The organism is Nocardia brasiliensis IFM 10847, from assembly GCF_000710915.1.
GTDB classification, from domain to species: Bacteria; Actinomycetota; Actinomycetes; order Mycobacteriales; family Mycobacteriaceae; genus Nocardia; species Nocardia brasiliensis_A.
Map to the genome: position 1 here is coordinate 1 of NZ_BAUA01000190.1, position 14,371 is coordinate 14,371.

Annotated in this window: 13 protein-coding genes; 4 read left to right on the top strand and 9 right to left on the bottom strand. The window is 67.4% G+C overall.

Annotated elements, in window-relative coordinates; genetic code table 11:
* The first annotated feature begins 20 nt into the window (after positions 1–20).
* Positions 21–854 (top strand): phytanoyl-CoA dioxygenase family protein, encoded by an 834-nt coding sequence (locus NBRGI_RS36990; RefSeq protein ID WP_029901934.1) that lies wholly within the window; start codon positions 21–23, stop codon positions 852–854.
* Between the two features lie 86 nt (positions 855–940).
* Positions 941–1,747: an alpha/beta hydrolase family protein gene (locus NBRGI_RS36995; protein WP_029901936.1), complete on the top strand. Its 807-nt coding sequence runs from the start codon at positions 941–943 to the stop codon at positions 1,745–1,747.
* A 108-nt stretch (positions 1,748–1,855) separates the two neighbouring features.
* On the opposite strand, the gene NBRGI_RS37000 is transcribed toward NBRGI_RS36995, so the two are convergent.
* Positions 1,856–3,460 (bottom strand): M14 family zinc carboxypeptidase, encoded by a 1,605-nt coding sequence (locus NBRGI_RS37000; protein ID WP_235211236.1) that lies wholly within the window; start codon positions 3,458–3,460, stop codon positions 1,856–1,858.
* 74 nt (positions 3,461–3,534) lie between these two features.
* Here NBRGI_RS37000 and NBRGI_RS37005 point away from each other — a divergent pair, with 74 nt between their 5' ends.
* Positions 3,535–4,632 (top strand): carboxylate-amine ligase, encoded by a 1,098-nt coding sequence (locus tag NBRGI_RS37005; RefSeq protein ID WP_063726359.1) that lies wholly within the window; start codon positions 3,535–3,537, stop codon positions 4,630–4,632.
* Between the two features lie 66 nt (positions 4,633–4,698).
* On the opposite strand, the gene mbp1 is transcribed toward NBRGI_RS37005, so the two are convergent.
* The 8 genes from mbp1 to NBRGI_RS37045 all read right to left on the bottom strand — a co-directional run bounded on the left by mbp1 (position 4,699) and on the right by NBRGI_RS37045 (position 13,850).
* On the bottom strand, positions 4,699–4,941 hold the full coding sequence (mbp1, locus tag NBRGI_RS37010; protein ID WP_029901942.1) for a microaggregate-binding protein 1: 243 nt from the start codon (positions 4,939–4,941) through the stop codon (positions 4,699–4,701).
* 77 nt (positions 4,942–5,018) lie between these two features.
* Positions 5,019–5,858: a glucose 1-dehydrogenase gene (locus tag NBRGI_RS37015; protein WP_029901944.1), complete on the bottom strand. Its 840-nt coding sequence runs from the start codon at positions 5,856–5,858 to the stop codon at positions 5,019–5,021.
* Positions 5,859–5,988: 130 nt separating this feature from the next.
* A complete protein-coding gene (locus NBRGI_RS37020) occupies positions 5,989–7,716 on the bottom strand; it encodes an NAD(P)/FAD-dependent oxidoreductase (protein ID WP_051728322.1) in 1,728 nt (575 codons plus the stop codon).
* Positions 7,713–8,798: an LLM class flavin-dependent oxidoreductase gene (locus tag NBRGI_RS37025; protein ID WP_029901948.1), complete on the bottom strand. Its 1,086-nt coding sequence runs from the start codon at positions 8,796–8,798 to the stop codon at positions 7,713–7,715. Before NBRGI_RS37025 ends, NBRGI_RS37020 begins: the two co-directional genes overlap by 4 nt.
* A gap of 15 nt (positions 8,799–8,813) precedes the next feature.
* Entirely contained in the window at positions 8,814–10,004 is a 1,191-nt protein-coding gene (locus NBRGI_RS37030; RefSeq protein ID WP_051728323.1) for a threonine synthase, read from the bottom strand.
* Complete coding sequence (locus NBRGI_RS37035; RefSeq protein WP_029901951.1) at positions 10,001–11,116, bottom strand: NAD/NADP-dependent octopine/nopaline dehydrogenase family protein; 1,116 nt, start codon at positions 11,114–11,116, stop codon at positions 10,001–10,003. Before NBRGI_RS37035 ends, NBRGI_RS37030 begins: the two co-directional genes overlap by 4 nt.
* Positions 11,117–11,118: 2 nt before the next feature.
* Entirely contained in the window at positions 11,119–12,564 is a 1,446-nt protein-coding gene (locus NBRGI_RS37040) for an acyl-CoA reductase (protein WP_029901953.1), read from the bottom strand.
* On the bottom strand, positions 12,552–13,850 hold the full coding sequence (locus NBRGI_RS37045) for a hypothetical protein (RefSeq protein WP_029901955.1): 1,299 nt from the start codon (positions 13,848–13,850) through the stop codon (positions 12,552–12,554). Before NBRGI_RS37045 ends, NBRGI_RS37040 begins: the two co-directional genes overlap by 13 nt.
* A gap of 291 nt (positions 13,851–14,141) precedes the next feature.
* On the opposite strand from NBRGI_RS37045, the gene NBRGI_RS44620 reads away from it, so the two are divergent.
* Positions 14,142–14,363 carry a ferredoxin gene (locus NBRGI_RS44620; RefSeq protein ID WP_036562228.1) on the top strand — a complete coding sequence of 74 codons (222 nt, stop codon included), beginning with the start codon at positions 14,142–14,144 and terminating at the stop codon, positions 14,361–14,363.
* Positions 14,364–14,371: the final 8 nt, after the last annotated feature.

The following is a 14,371-nucleotide window of genomic DNA, read 5'->3' on the forward strand; positions in this document are numbered from 1 at the left end:
GAGCGCCGAGGTGTCGGTCCCTGCCGGACCTCGGCGGAGACTTGGCCGGGACGTACCGCCGCACCCCGAGCAGCGGCGCGAGCATCGATGCGCAAACCTGCGCGGCCGACCTGGCCGCACTCGACCGCGACGGCTACGTCATCCTGCCCGACCTGCTGAGCCCACAGGAACTCGAGGAAATCCGTGCGGCGGTCGTGCCGCTGCTGGATCAGCACGGACGCAACAAGTTCGAGGGGCACACCACCCAGCGGATCTACAGCGTGCTCAACAAAACGCGCACCTGCGACCGCATCGCCGACCATCCGCGGGTACTCGCGCTGCTGGATCGCTTGTTCCTGCCGAACTACCTGCTGTCGATGCTTCAGGTGATCAACATCCTGCCGGGTGAGCAGGCCCAGATGTTGCACACCGACGACGGCTTCTACCCGCTGCCGCGCCCGCGTGCCGCACTCGGCGCCGCGACGATCTGGGCGATCGACGATTTCACCGCCGAGAACGGCGCCACCGACATCATCGCGGGCAGTCACCGGTGGGGGCATCGCGTGCCCGAGGAATCCGAGCGCGAACCCGTGGTGATGCGCGCGGGCTCCTGCGTGTTCTTCCTCGGCACCCTCTGGCACGGCGGCGGCGCCAACCGTTCGGCGCAGCCACGCCTCGCCCTGACCGCCCAATACTGCGAACCCTGGCTGCGACCGCAGGAAGCGTTCACCCTCTCGACCACCCGCGACACCGTCCGCGCGGTCTCCGAGGACATCCGCCGCATGCTCGGATACAGCATCCACCCGCCCTTCATCGGCCAGGTCGACGGCATGCACCCCAAACGCCTGCTGGAACCCGGCGCCCCGCCGCTGTGAGCCTCGCGACGGGCGGTAGCGACACGCTGGTTTCGCTTATAGCGCAAGGGATTCCCGCGACGCGGCGAGCGCTCTAGCGTGGGCGCATGACTTCACCGATCACCGGCACGGCCGCGGGTGTGCCGTTCACCGCTCTACCGCCGTCCGGGGACGCCGCCGGCGCGCCGATGATCGTCACCTGGCACATGCTGGACGCGCCCCGCACCGACGCCGCGTTCGCGGCCGCCCTGCCGATGGCGGGCCTGCCCGCCTGGCGGGTGCATCTCGGCATGCCGATGTGCGGGGCGCGCATGGTCGACGGCAGCACCGACGCCATCGTCGCCCTCTTCAACGAAGACCCCCTGATGTCCTTCCTCTACCCGTTCGCGCAGCAGGCGACCGCGGAATTCCCGGCCGCCCTCGCGGATCTGCGGGAGCAGTTGCCGGTCGACGACGGCCCGATCGGCGTACTCGGCGGTTCGCTCGGCGGAGCCGTCGCGCTGAACGTGCTCACCACGACCGACATTCCGGTCTTCGCCGCCGCGATCGTGAACGGCGCCATCCGCATGCGTTCGGTGGTCGACCTGTTCCCCGGCGAGTATGCCTATGATGCCGAATCCGAAAAGGCCGTCGACAGTTTGGATTTCGTCACCGAAGCCGCGCGCCTTGCCGACCGCGCGCCCCTGCTCGTCGTCAGCGGCGAACTCGACCATCCCGCCTTCCGCGCCGACGCCGCCCGTCTCGTCGCCGCCATCGGCCCGCGCGCCGAACTCTGCCCCATCCCCGGCCTCGCCCACCCGCTGGCCGACGAACCCGGCCTCGCTCCCGCGCCCCAATCCGCCCGAGCCCGCGCAGTGGACACCGCCCTCACCGAGTGGTTCGCACAGCAGCTCACGCAAGCCCCCACGCCCTAGACACCCACGACACCAGTTGTCCCGCTGAACTATTCGGGATCCTGCCGACACGACAAGGCCCACCGGCCCGGGCCGCCCTTCGACCAGACCGGTGGGACGACGAGCCGATCAGGACGTCTGCCCGCCCTGCTTGTAAGGCGCGTTCGCCAGCTGAGCGGCGGTGCTGAACGCCTTCTTCATCTGTGGCCAGAAGGTACTTTCCACGCACGAGTAGCGCGGCATGAAACCGCCGCACGACCCCGAACTGTTCGGGCCGATTTCGATGGTGATGGCGGCCAAGCCCAATGCGCCGTGGGCTTGGTCGTCGGTCGTTCCGGTGGTCGAGTATCCGACGGTTTCCTCCGAAGTGCCGACGACGAATCCGCTGGGCACGATCTTCTTCGTCAACGCGCGCAACTGCGTGGCATTGCGGCTCGTGGCATTGCTCGGGATGATTCCGTAGTTGCCGTACGCGTGCAGATCGATCACGATGCCGGTCGCGGTTTGCGGAACGTCACCGCCGCCGCTGGGCCGCTGGTTGGTGAACAGGCTCGCATAGAGCTTCTGAATCGCCTGAGTTTCCGGTTCGGAGGCCGCCCGCGGACCCTGATAGGTCTGCGAGCAAGGGTTGCGGGAGTCCCCGCCCCAGCGGACGGTGAAATTGCGATTCAGGTCCACACCGGGGCCTTGACCGGAACCGTCGACGACGGAGCACGACGCCGGAGTCGCGCTGTTGTTCACGTTCTTGCGTTGCATCTTGGGCCGATTACCGCCGCTGGCGGTGACGTCGACGCCGTCCGGGTTGGTCACCGGGACCACCCAGACCTCGGTGTTGTCCAGGATCGAGGTCACCGCGGGATCGGTGCCGTAGCCGGTGGCGAGATAATCGATCCACTTCCACGCCAATTCACCGGTGGCCAGTTCGCGGGCATGGATCTGCGCGGTCAGCAGAAATCGCGGTTTGCGCGTGGTGGGCGCCAGATCACACCCGACGGGTTTCATCGTGGTTTTCGCGGCGGCTTTCTCCGCATCGGTCCCCGCGGACGTGCCGGTCAGGCAGATCACGTTCATCGTGTGCCCGCCCCGGCCCCGGTCGGCCAGCCACGATTTGCCGATGTTGTGCACCTGCGCGATGCCGGGATATTTGGCGGCGGTATCGGTCGCATGCCGAAGCAGATCGGCCGCGGTGTGATAGCCACCGTAATAGGTGGCATCAGGAGTCCGCCGCTCCGTAGGGTCCGATTTGTAGACCGGCGCCTTCTTGGTAAGGGTCAGCCCCTTCGCGCGCAGCGCCTGGGCACCGGCCTCGTCGACCGCGATGGTCACCTTGCCCGGTCCGGCGGGCACCATTTCGATCCCCGCGTTCTCGATGATCTCCACCTGCGCCCGCGACGGCACCGGCACATCCCAATAGTAGGGGGAATCATCGGCGGCATTCGCCGTCACCGGACAGAAGAATAGCGTCGAGAATCCACCGACCGCCGCCACGGTGAGAGACGCAAGAATATTGCGAAAACTGCTCATGGACTTTCCTAGTCTTGGGCGGCGACCACGGCCACCGCGAGCCATGTCGTTCTTCTGTGCGGAGATTAAGCTGGTGCGTCGGCACGGAGAAACCCCAGTCGGCGAGTGGGGAACCGCCCCGGGTGGCGGCACACTCGCAGCACTCTGTAAGGTCTCGCACAACAGGTTTCGCCGATCCGCGCATCTTTTGCGCAGGCCCGGGTAAAGCACGGCCAACAGCGGTCACCGGAGGTGGTCTCGCCGGAGGGCGTGCACCTGTCCGGATCGGCGAGGAGTTCGATCGAATGCAAGCACTCACGGTAGGTTTCGAAGAGGAATTTCTTCTGGTCGACGCGGAAGGCCGGCCGGTACCCGAATTCGACGCGGTCTGCGGCTGGCTGACGGACAAACTCGAGGCTGCCGACAGCGCCCGGTTCAAGCCGCAACTGCAGCTGACGCAGATCGAGACGATCAGCGGCATCCACACCAGCATGACCGCGCTGGCGAGCGAATTGCGCAGCGCCAGAGCCGCGCTCGCCGCCGCGGGCGACGCGTGCGCCGTAACGGTGCTGCCGGTCGGCACCGCACCGCATCCGATCGCCGACAACACTCCGCTGCCCGACTCGGGCCGCTCTGCCCGGATCCACGATCGGTACCGCGGCGCGCTCCGCGACTACACCGCGTGCGGGGCACACGTGCACATCGGCGTCGCCGATCCGGAGCGCGCCGTGGCCGTCGTGAATCATCTGCGGCCGTGGTTGCCGACATTGCTTGCGGTCGGGGGGAATTCACCGTTCCACCGCGGCCGCGACTCCGGTTACAGCTCCTGGCGGATCGCCGAGCAGGCCCGCTTTCCCGGTGCCGGACTGCCGCCCTACGCGCGTTCGGCCGACGATTACGACGCACGGATCGCCACTCTCATCGAATGTGGTGCGCTCGTCGACGATCACATGTCGTTCTGGCTGGCCCGCCCGTCGAAGGTGTACCCCACCGTGGAGGTCCGCGCCGCCGACACCGCCGCCACCGTCGACGACGCGATCTTGCAGGCGGTGCTCACCCGCGGTCTGGTGCAGACGGCCCTGAACCAGCTGGACGAGGGCGTGGAAGGCCCCCGCATCGACGATCAGGTCGGCGCCGCGGCGATCTGGGCTGCCGCGCGCTACGGCTTGGCCGGCCCGGCCGTCGATCCGATCGAAGAGATCCGGGTGCCCGCGATACTGATGCTGCGTTCACTCGTTGCATGGATCGCGGACGCGCTCACCGCCGCCGACGACACCGCCGTGGCAAGGCGCCTGTTACGCAATGTCGAACGCCACGGCACCGGCGCGGCACGCCAGCGCGGCGCCGCCCGGCCCGGCCTGCGCCACCTGGTCGACACGTTCCGTCTGACCAGCTGGCCGTGACGCACAAACAGCGTTGCCGGTCAGCGGGTTTCGCTGACCGGCAACGCGGCACAGGCGGTGCGACGACTAGTTGTGCTGATGTCCGGCCTGACGCGCCTCGTTCACATCGGCTTCCGCGCGAGCCTTCTCCGCCGCGGCTTCCTTCTGCGCGGCCTCGCGCTCGGATTCGGCCTTGTCCTGCTGCGCTTTGCCCTCACCTTTGAGGTTCTCGTCACCGGTGACCACACCGGCGGCCTCCTTGGCCTTGCCTTTCACGTCTTCGACGACACCTTCGACGCCCTCGCGGGGGCCACTTCCATGTTCTGACACAGTTATTCACCTTTCGAGCTGCGACTGCGGCTGACCTTCGGCGCTTACCCGGAGTCGTTCGACTCAATCCACCGCGATCAAAGGATCGGCCTGCCGCCGGTCACGGCGATCCGCGCGCCGGAGATGTAGCTGCCGTCCTCGGATGCCAGCAGCACGTAGGCCGGGGCGAGTTCGGCGGGTTGGCCCGCACGCCCCAGCGGCACGTCGTCGCCGAAGTTGGCCACCTTCTTCGGCGGCATCGTGGACGGGATCAGCGGCGTCCAGATCGGTCCTGGCGCAACGCTGTTCACCCGGATCCCGCGCTCGCCGAGCAGCTGGGCCAGGCTCGCGGAGAAGTTCGCGATCGCCGCTTTCGTCGCCGCGTAGGGCGCGAGGGTCGGTGAGGGCATATCGGAGTTGACCGACGAACTGCCGATGATCGACGCGCCCGGCTGCATGTGCGGCAGCGCGGCCTTGACCAAGCGGAAGTACGCGCTGACGTTCACCTGGAAGGTGTGATCGAACTCCTCGTCGCTGATCTCTTCCAACGTCTCGTGCGTCATCTGATAGGCCGCGTTGCTGACCAGGACGTCGATCTTCCCGAACTCTTGCACGGCCCGATCGATGACCGTCCGGCACTGTCCCGGCTCGGCGAGATCGCCGGGCACCAGCACCGCCTTGCGCCCGGCCTGCTCGACCAGTTCGGCCACTTCCTTGGCGTCTTCGTCTTCACTCAGATAGGAGAGCACCACGTCCGCGCCTTCGCGCGCGAAGGCGATCGCGACCGCGCGCCCGATACCGCTGTCGGCACCGGTGATCACGGCCGCCTTGCCGGCCAGCTTGCCCGACCCCTGGTAACTGTCCTCCCCGCAGTCCGGCACCGGGTCCATCCGTGCCTGCACGCCGGGAACCGGCTGCTGTTGTTCAGGAAATCCCATGACCACTCCTCTCGTTGCACCCTGCCGTGTATTCGCCGACTACCGCGATATGTGGTCGGCAAACACCAGGTCGGCGCGTTTCGACCTCCCGGCCGCGACAGGCAGGAGCAGAAGTGGTTCCCGGGCTCCGCTACCCGGCGACCTCGACTGGGCTCACGGGCAACCAATTGTCCTGCAACAGCTCGGAAATGAACTCGTGTACCGCGTCCTGACCTCCGTCGGCGCGCTTGCCTGCCAGCGGCAGATCGCGCAACGTGAACGTGCGTGCATCGATGTCGCACGCGTCCGTCGGGAAGCCGATGCGGGTCGCCGCGCGAGCCATGATCACCTGCATCATGGCCTCGAGGACGCGCCGGTTGGCGCCGAGCCGACGACGTATCTCCGCCGAGCCGAGCCGACCGTGGTCGCCGGACGTACCGAATGACGACTTCAGGGCCGGCGTGCCGGTGTGATCGAAGAAGTGACAGTGATCGCGCCCCGGTTCCCGCTCATCCCATTCCCGGAAGAAGGCCTGCATGCGCTCGTTCAACAGCCGGAAGTCGGCCAACTCGGCGCCGATGACCGCGGGTGCGTAGGCGTCGGTGGTGTCGCTGCGGATCAGCAGGCCCAAGAACGCATGGTGCAGATACCGGTCGAAGATCAGCTTCGCGAACCACACCTGCGGGTTGCCCATCAGCCTGTACTGATCGGTCCACACCGGCAGCAAGGTGTCGTACACCTCGAGGTAGAAGTCGTTCAGTCGCGCCGCGAGGTCATCGATGGCCGCCCCGTCGAGGTCGCGAACGACCATATCGGTCACCAAGGTATTGGACATCGCGATGAAATCGCTGCCGGGCGAGTACAGCGGATCATTGAAGACACCCGCTTCGCCGGTCAACGCCCACCGATCGCGGGAATACACCTGCGCGCAACTATGGGCGAAGTGCCGCAGCCGCTTGAAGTCCTGCAACGACTCCCGGTGCCGGGCGACGGCGCGCGCGACCTCGGGCTCGTGCCGGGTCAGCCAGTCGAGCGCGGCGTCGAACGTGCCGATCTCTTCGAACGGCACATACCGCGGGTCGGACACGATACCGACGCTGATCGACCCCGACACCAAGGGGATGAGCCAGACCCAATAGCCCTTGCCCATGAGATGATTGGTGGACCGCCAGCGCAATCCTTCCGAAACCCTCTCTCGCCAGGCAGATTTGGCAGCCGCGGAGGTGCCCACCTCTTCCTCGACGAGGTCATCCATCCAGATCATCTCGCTCAGCCGGAACCAGACGGCGTCGCAGTTGTGCGGGCTGTCCTTGCGCAGTCCGAGTTTGCTCTTGAGCAAGCCGCGCCGACCGGTGGCGTCGATCACCCACCGCGCCTGCACGGTCTGTCCAGCGCCCGCTCGCGCGATCACGATCTCGTGCGGCGCACCCGATTTCAGGCGAACGTCGACAACGCGATACCCGTGCCGGAATTCCGCACCGGTCGCTGCGACGATCTCACCCAACGCGTTCTCGAAGACGCCGCGATCGAGCTGAAAGGTCGCCGCCGCGTAGAAGAACCCGCTGGGTCCCGATTCCGCGCGCTGTGACAGCGGCGGTGGCGGGACCGAAACGGACGGCAGGAATCGCAGGCCGGTCTTGCGAATCTGGGCCTGCTCCAGATGTTCTCGCAGTTGCAGCGTTTCCGCAAAGTAGGTGCCGCTGATCACGACCGTGGATTCGCCCACCTTGTGCGCGGCCGCGCGGACCGGATGCGGCACCCGCTCTACCACGAGGACGGTGGTTTCCGGTCTGCGCAAGAGCACCTGCCGGGCGACGCTGAGCCCGGCCAGCCCACCGCCCAGCACGACGACGTCATAGTCCGAACGGTCGGTGATCACGGTACGAGCGTCCCTTCGCACGCGGCGGCGACGGGTCGCAGCACCTCGTCCATGCAGCGTCGCATCGCCCGATAGGTGGGCTCCCCTGGTGGATTCGCGTCAAAGGCGAGTATGTAGTGCCCGAGTCCGGTCGACTCGTACAGCTGCGTGAGGCGGTCCCGGCAGCGCTGCGGCGTGCCGACCAGATTGAGCGGAATCATCTTCTCGACCACGCCGGACGCGTCCCGGCCCCCGGCCTTGCGGCCCGCGTCGACCGCCTCGAAATAGGTGCGATAATTCGGCAGCAGGTGCCGACGCGCCAGCAACCCGTTGGCGGTCGCGCCCTCGGCGACCCACCACCCCACGTGCTCGCGTACGGTGTCCGCGGCGCGGTCGTCCGCATCATCCAGTACGACGATGCAGGTCAACGCGTGCCGAGCGGCCGGGTCGAACTGTCCGTGCTGTCTTGCCGTTTCGCGGTATCGCGCCAGCAGTGCTCGCTTCTCGTTGTCAGGCATGGCTTCTCGGATCAGCAACGGGTATCCGTGCGCGGCCGCCCATCGGACGGTGTCCGGTGAGCCGGAGGCGACGTAGACCGGCGGATGCGGCCGCGTCAGCGGTTTCGGCTGCACCGGCACCGCGTCCAGGGCGCCGTCCATCGACGAGATCACGTACGGCTCTTCGCCCCACGCCCGCACCACCTGGTCCATGGTCTCGACCAGTGCACGGTGGTTGACCGTCATATCGACCTCGAAGGCTTCGAAATCCCGGGCGTAGGTGCCGCGGCCGATGCCGAAATCGAAACGACCGCCGCTGAGATGATCGAGCATCGCGACTCGTTCGGCGAGCTTGATCGGATGCTCCAGCGGAACGATGGTGATCGCGGAGCCGACTCGGATCCGCTCGGATCCGCCCAGCAGGAACGAGGCCATGTTGAGGGCGTTGGTGCACAGGCTGTAGTTGGTGAAATGGTGTTCCAGCAGCCATATTCCGGAATAGCCGAGTTCCTCGGCCCACTGCGCCGACTGTATCGCGGCCGCGAACGTTTCCCGCTGACCGATCCCGGGCCGCTGCGCGACGCTCAGTACGATGTCGAATCTCATCTCCGGCTTTCCTCCCTAGACATAGTCCACATAGGCCGGCGCGGCCGGCGACCGTTCCCTACCGGTGACATTCACGAGCGTCACGGTGTCGCGACTCAGCCGGCCGGCCCGCGCCAGCTTCATCGCGCAGGCCAGGGCCACCGACGAGGTCAGGCACGCGTCCACCCCTTCCAGGTCCCAGACGAGTCGTCTGGCCGCGAGGATTTCCTGGTCCGCCACGGCTTCGAAGGCACCGCCCGTCGCTTGCACGATCCGGTGAACGAACGGGTAGGAATCCGCCGGGTTGCCCCGCAGGATGGCCTTGGCGATACCGCTCGGGCGCCGGTTGATGTGCTCGGGGCGGATCGTCGCCGAGTCGTCCCGGAAGGCCTCGTACATCGGCGCACACCGCGATTGCTGTGCGCAGACGATGCTGGGCACCCGCGCCAGCCTGCCGAGCGCCACGTATTCGGTGGCGCCTTTGAACGCACCGTAGACCCCCATCCCGCTGCTCACCGCCTGCACGACGACGTCGGGTGCGCGCGGCGCCAGTTGGTCGAACGCCTCGAGATATGCGAGTTTCAGGCCTTCGCGCCGCGCCGGATTGAAAAAGCCGCTCTCGAACGGCAGGCCGCGCTCGGCCGCGAACCGTGCCGCCGCCGCGCCCGCACCGACATAGTCTGCGTCTACGCAATACACCCGCACATTGGGCGCGTCGGGCACATCGATCCGGTCCAGAAAGTCCCGGGCGCCGAAGATGTGCAGCGTGACCTCCGGCAGGCGCGCGGCGCACCGGCCCATCGAGGTCGAACTGTTGCCGGTGGACGAGACGACGAACTCGGTCACGCCCTGCTGCAGGAGGAACGGCATGGCGACCCCCGCCATCCGGTCCTTGGCGGTCCCGCTCGGGTTGGCGTTCTCCGCCTTCAGGTACAGATAGTCCAGACCTGCCCAGCGCCCGAGTTCACGTGCCCACAGCAGTGGGGTGTTGCCTTCACCGAGCCACACGACGTGCCGAAAGTCTTTCAGCGGCAACAGGTCGAACCAGCGCACGAGCGGATTGCCGTCGTCGCGGATCCGTGCCCGGGGCAGGTCGTAGAACACATCGGTGGCGCCCGCGCAGCGGGGGCACCGCGGCACGAACCCGGCCGCGACACCGTATCCGCAGGCACGACACTCCAATACGACCTGTTTGCGCAATTCCGGCGTGGCCGATGTCTCGATCATCTCGCCGCACCCTCGGTCGCGGAGGCCGGCGACCCCGCGAGAGCCATGATGTCCGTCCGCGATCGGATGCCCATCCGGTGCAGCGTCCGACCGTCTCGGTACAGCTCGCGGCCGGTCGCGGCCGAGGCCATCGTGACGATCGCGTCCAATTGCCGGTGCGGCGTGCCGACCAGCGCGGCGAGCGCTGCCAACGGCACCGTACCGGTCCGCACGTGCTCGTCGAGGAATCGATGGTCGGTACCGCACGGGGCGAGGATGGACCGATATCCCGGGACAGCACGCAGGGTGTCGGCCAAGCTGGATGCGGTGCAATCGTAGGTCTGCCCGAACCATTCGAGCGCGGTCGGCAACTGCACACCCACCGCGCGCCCGAGCAGCACCCGCTCCCGGTCCGCGGCCTCGATGATCCGCGCGACCCCGGCCGATATCCCCTCGGCATAGAAACGATGCCGGTCGCCGTGGTCGAGCCGCGCCAGATTGGCCAGAGCCACAACGGGCTGCAGCACGGCCGTGACATTGGCCAGACTCGACTCCCAGATCGAGCCGGCGCTGCGGACAGCGGGAAAACTCCGCACCAGCAGGTCGCGGGCGATGTCCGCATGCCGCCGCTGTCGCGCGCCGAGCGGAACATCCTTCTTGTACTGGAAGATTCGGACGGTCGACGATCCTTCGCCGCGGCAGACGAACGGCAGGACCATCTCGGCGACAGCGGGGCCGGGCGCGGTCTCACACCAGCCCACCCGGTCGCGCAACGCAGCGGTGACCTCCAGGACGCCGCCGGTGTGGCCGGGCACGAGCACGACCGCGACAGCCTGCCGCAGCGCCGGCCAGGACGCCGTGACCAGGTCACGATGCGCGGCGGCGGAAACCGCGACCAGCACGAGATCCGCGCCCGAGCACACCGCCGCCAGATCCGTCGACACCGCCGCGAGGCGGACCGTATGCGGGTCCGGGTCGCGCAGGGTCAGTGTCAGGGCCTCGAAATCCGCGAGGCGCGCCGCGGTCCGGTTCCAGAGCCGGACCTCGCATCCGGCCCGCGCCACTACTGCCGCCAGCGCCCGGCCCGCATCGCCCGCACCGAGCACCGCCGTCTTGATCGTCTTGTCTCCCATCGTCATCTACCCGGATCACGAACCGGCAGACCGTAGATTTGCTGCTCGAACTCGGCCTGGTCCGCGGCGCGGAAGCGACCTCGATAGTCCAGACCGCGTTCCACCGAGACCCAGCGCACCAGCGAGTGCAGCGGACGCATCTCGTCGTGCACGAACCCGGGGCGCGGCCTGCTCATCAAGCCCACCTCGGTGACGCGCGAGGCGCCGGCCAGGGCGAGTTCGCGCCCGAGCTCCATGCCGCGACGCCACGGATACACGGCGACGGTCTGCGTGTCCCGGTGCACCGCCGCCACGGCGTCCGCCAGTCGCGCGACGGAATAGACGTAGGCGGTCCGGCCCAGCGGGTGTTCCAGTACCGGCGTCTCCCCCGGCGGGACGGTCACCACCGTCCACTCGGACCCGGCGCTCTGGCGGACCCGGTACCCGTCGAACCGGGCCTCCTGCCGCGCCCGGGTGATGTGCGCCTGTGCGTCGACGGTTCGGAAACCGCACGGAAGCCGCTGTGCCACATGCTCGAGCCCGCGCACGAGCGAGGCGGCGAAGGCGTCGCCGTCGCCTTCGACGAAGAACCGCTGTGGGCTGAAGCAGGCTTGCTGCTCGTAGACGCTCAGGTCGTACGCCGCACGCACCGCGACGTCGGCCCAGCTGCCGTCGTCGGCACCGATCAGGGCGATGCTCTCTTTCGGGCCGAACTCCACCAGCTCGGTCCCGACCGGTATCCGCGGCTTGATCGCCGCTATCGAGGAGTGTTTTCCCCACGCGCACACCACATCCGAGGCGTCGATGAAATCCTGCTCCACCGGATCCCCGCCGGGCCAGTAGAGTACGGAGAGCGCACGGGTGAGCGGATGCCAGGGGTCGACGTCGGCGAAGGTACGGGCGAAGGCGAGCGTCGAGACCAGATCGCGGCGCGGCAGTTTCGCGACGGTCACGTTCTTCGTGAGCAACCCGCGGATCACGGTGAACAACCCGGCCAGCGCAACATTGCCGACCATCAAATGCAGTACGCGCCCTTTGGGCAACGCCCGCAAGAAGATCGACTGCCGGGGCAGCCAATCATCGAGCAGCAGAGGATTGTCCAGGTCCGTCTCGACGATGTCGTAGAGCTTGGCGCGCGCACAGGCGCGCGCTACCCGCGTGTAGTCGTCCTCGATCATCGTCTCGTGGTATCCGGTGATCTGCGCCGCCAGGGCGACGGCGGCGCGGCGGCCGGGATAACCGCGATCGCCCCACAACCGGCCGACCCGTTCGAGGAAGACCGTGATCTCGTCCAGGTGCAGCTGCGCGAGCGCGTCTCGTCGGGTCTTCAGCACGTCCCCGACCAGTGCGGGGGTCGGCCGGGGAATCGTGATCCGCCAACCCGATTCGTAGGTGACGACCAGCGGCTCGACCCCGCTGTCAGCCACCGTTTCGCCGTTCACGACGATCGGCAGCGCTACCTCGGGCATACGGCACCCCGGGCCGTTTCGCTCGGCAGCAGCTCCAGCACACCGCCCGCGCGGAAGGTCTCCTGCACGACGAGTCGCACCCACTGGGCGTATCGAATCACGTGGCGTAGGTTGTCCACCGCGAAGCGGCGCTCGGGATCATGGGACAACCGGACCACCCGGAAGTCGCCCATCATCGGCGGCAGTGTGTGTTCGGCTCGATCACGGCGGTAACTCACCTCGAACGCCGAACGACCGCCGGTCGAGCACCCGACGGTCTGATGACCGCGGTAGTGGGTGTCCTCGTTGAAGAAGATCATGTTGTCGGCGGCCTTCTCGACCCATTCGCCGCGCAGGCAACCGTCGCCGAAATAGTTCACCACCGCTTTGCGCTTCAGCTTGATCATCCGGGCCCGCAATGTCGCGCGCAGGCGCTGCTCCGACTCGTGCCCCAGTTGCTCGGCGAAGCCGGCCAAGGCCAGGCCGTCGTCGAGCACCGTATGCGTGAAGAACTGGTCGGACGCGTCCAGCTCGCCGGGGCGATCGAGCAGCACCCCGCGCACGCAGGTGACCGTCACATGGTCTACCGCGAGGGCGCGATCGCGCACTGCGCACCGCATCAGCGCATCGACGAGATCCTTGGATTGTCCACGGGCGGTGAGGCATTGCCTGGTGGCCGCGGGAAGCCAGCGTGCGGCGACGCGGGTGTCGGGCAGGCCCGGTGCGATGGCGGTCAACCCCTCGACCACCCGGCCGGGCAGTTCGGTCCAACTCACCTGTGCGCGGGCGAGCAGCCCCTCTGTGCGATGCCACTTCGCGCCGTCGATCACGGAGTACCTGAAGTAGTCCCGTTCGACGTATTCCCGGACCTTCCGGGTGCGGTCGGCGAGTTCCAGCAGGGACAGGTGATCCAGCGTCCTCGGCTGGCCGATCGCCAGCAGGTAGCCGTCCAGCCGTTGCGCCAGCACCGCACGCACCGACCGCAGGGAGAGTTCACCGGCGAGTTGTTCGAGGCCGATCCCGGCGCGCCGCAGCACCGCCAGCCCCAGGACGAGTTCCGCGTCGGCCTCGGTCCAGGTCTCGTATGGACGGGCCTCGGCCGCGGTCAGCGCGTCACGGAACTCCTTGCGGCCGTGCCAGGTTCCGTCGAAGCGCAGCCAATGATGCCTGCTGGAGATCAGCGTGGCGCCCGCCGCCTGGATCAGATCCCGCACCGAGTTCGCGGAATCTTCTGCGGCACAACAGGACAACAGTCCGGCGACGTCATCGAGCGTAGACGTGCTCGTCGGGATGGTTTCGATCGACACGATCGGCTCCAATCGGAGGTACGCGGTGCGTACGGGAATTGCTGGGGAGCACTGCGCCGAAACTATCACCGAATTTTCGCTGACGCGATAAACCGAAAGTGACAGAACGCATGTGACCGGCGGCCCGGTGAATACCGCGCCGTCGTACGAATTGCGTTACCAGGCGACTGTTTTCGGCGAGCGAATCGTGACAGATGTGCTGAAGGGAGTATTGACAGCGCCGTGGAAACTCCCGTTTGGTGGAAAGGGAGCACGAACTGGCCGAAAAGTCTGGCACGAGGAGCCCTGGAAATGCGAGTGTGGATCGAACGCGCGCTCTGCCAAGGTGCAGAGCTGTGTTGTGAACACGCTGCGGCGGTGTTCGCGACGGACGACGAGTATGTGGCCTACGTGAAGGCCGACATCGGCGCCGACTGCGCGCACAACGCGCTGCTCGTGCCCGGCGAACACGAAGAGCAGGTGCACCGCGCCGCGGCCGAATGCCCGTCACGCTGCATCAACATCATCGACTGACCGGCCGC

Excerpts from the sequence above, each read along its gene's own strand:
- NBRGI_RS36995 (WP_029901936.1), top strand. The coding sequence starts at position 941 with ATGACTTCACCGATCACCGGCACGGCCGCGGGTGTGCCGTTCACCGCT.
- NBRGI_RS37005 (WP_063726359.1), top strand. The coding sequence starts at position 3,535 with ATGCAAGCACTCACGGTAGGTTTCGAAGAGGAATTTCTTCTGGTCGAC.
- NBRGI_RS37015 (WP_029901944.1), bottom strand. The coding sequence starts at position 5,858 with ATGGGATTTCCTGAACAACAGCAGCCGGTTCCCGGCGTGCAGGCACGG.
- NBRGI_RS37025 (WP_029901948.1), bottom strand. The coding sequence starts at position 8,798 with ATGAGATTCGACATCGTACTGAGCGTCGCGCAGCGGCCCGGGATCGGT.
- NBRGI_RS37030 (WP_051728323.1), bottom strand. The coding sequence starts at position 10,004 with ATGATCGAGACATCGGCCACGCCGGAATTGCGCAAACAGGTCGTATTG.
- NBRGI_RS37035 (WP_029901951.1), bottom strand. The coding sequence starts at position 11,116 with ATGGGAGACAAGACGATCAAGACGGCGGTGCTCGGTGCGGGCGATGCG.
- NBRGI_RS37040 (WP_029901953.1), bottom strand. The coding sequence starts at position 12,564 with ATGCCCGAGGTAGCGCTGCCGATCGTCGTGAACGGCGAAACGGTGGCT.
- NBRGI_RS44620 (WP_036562228.1), top strand. The coding sequence starts at position 14,142 with ATGCGAGTGTGGATCGAACGCGCGCTCTGCCAAGGTGCAGAGCTGTGT.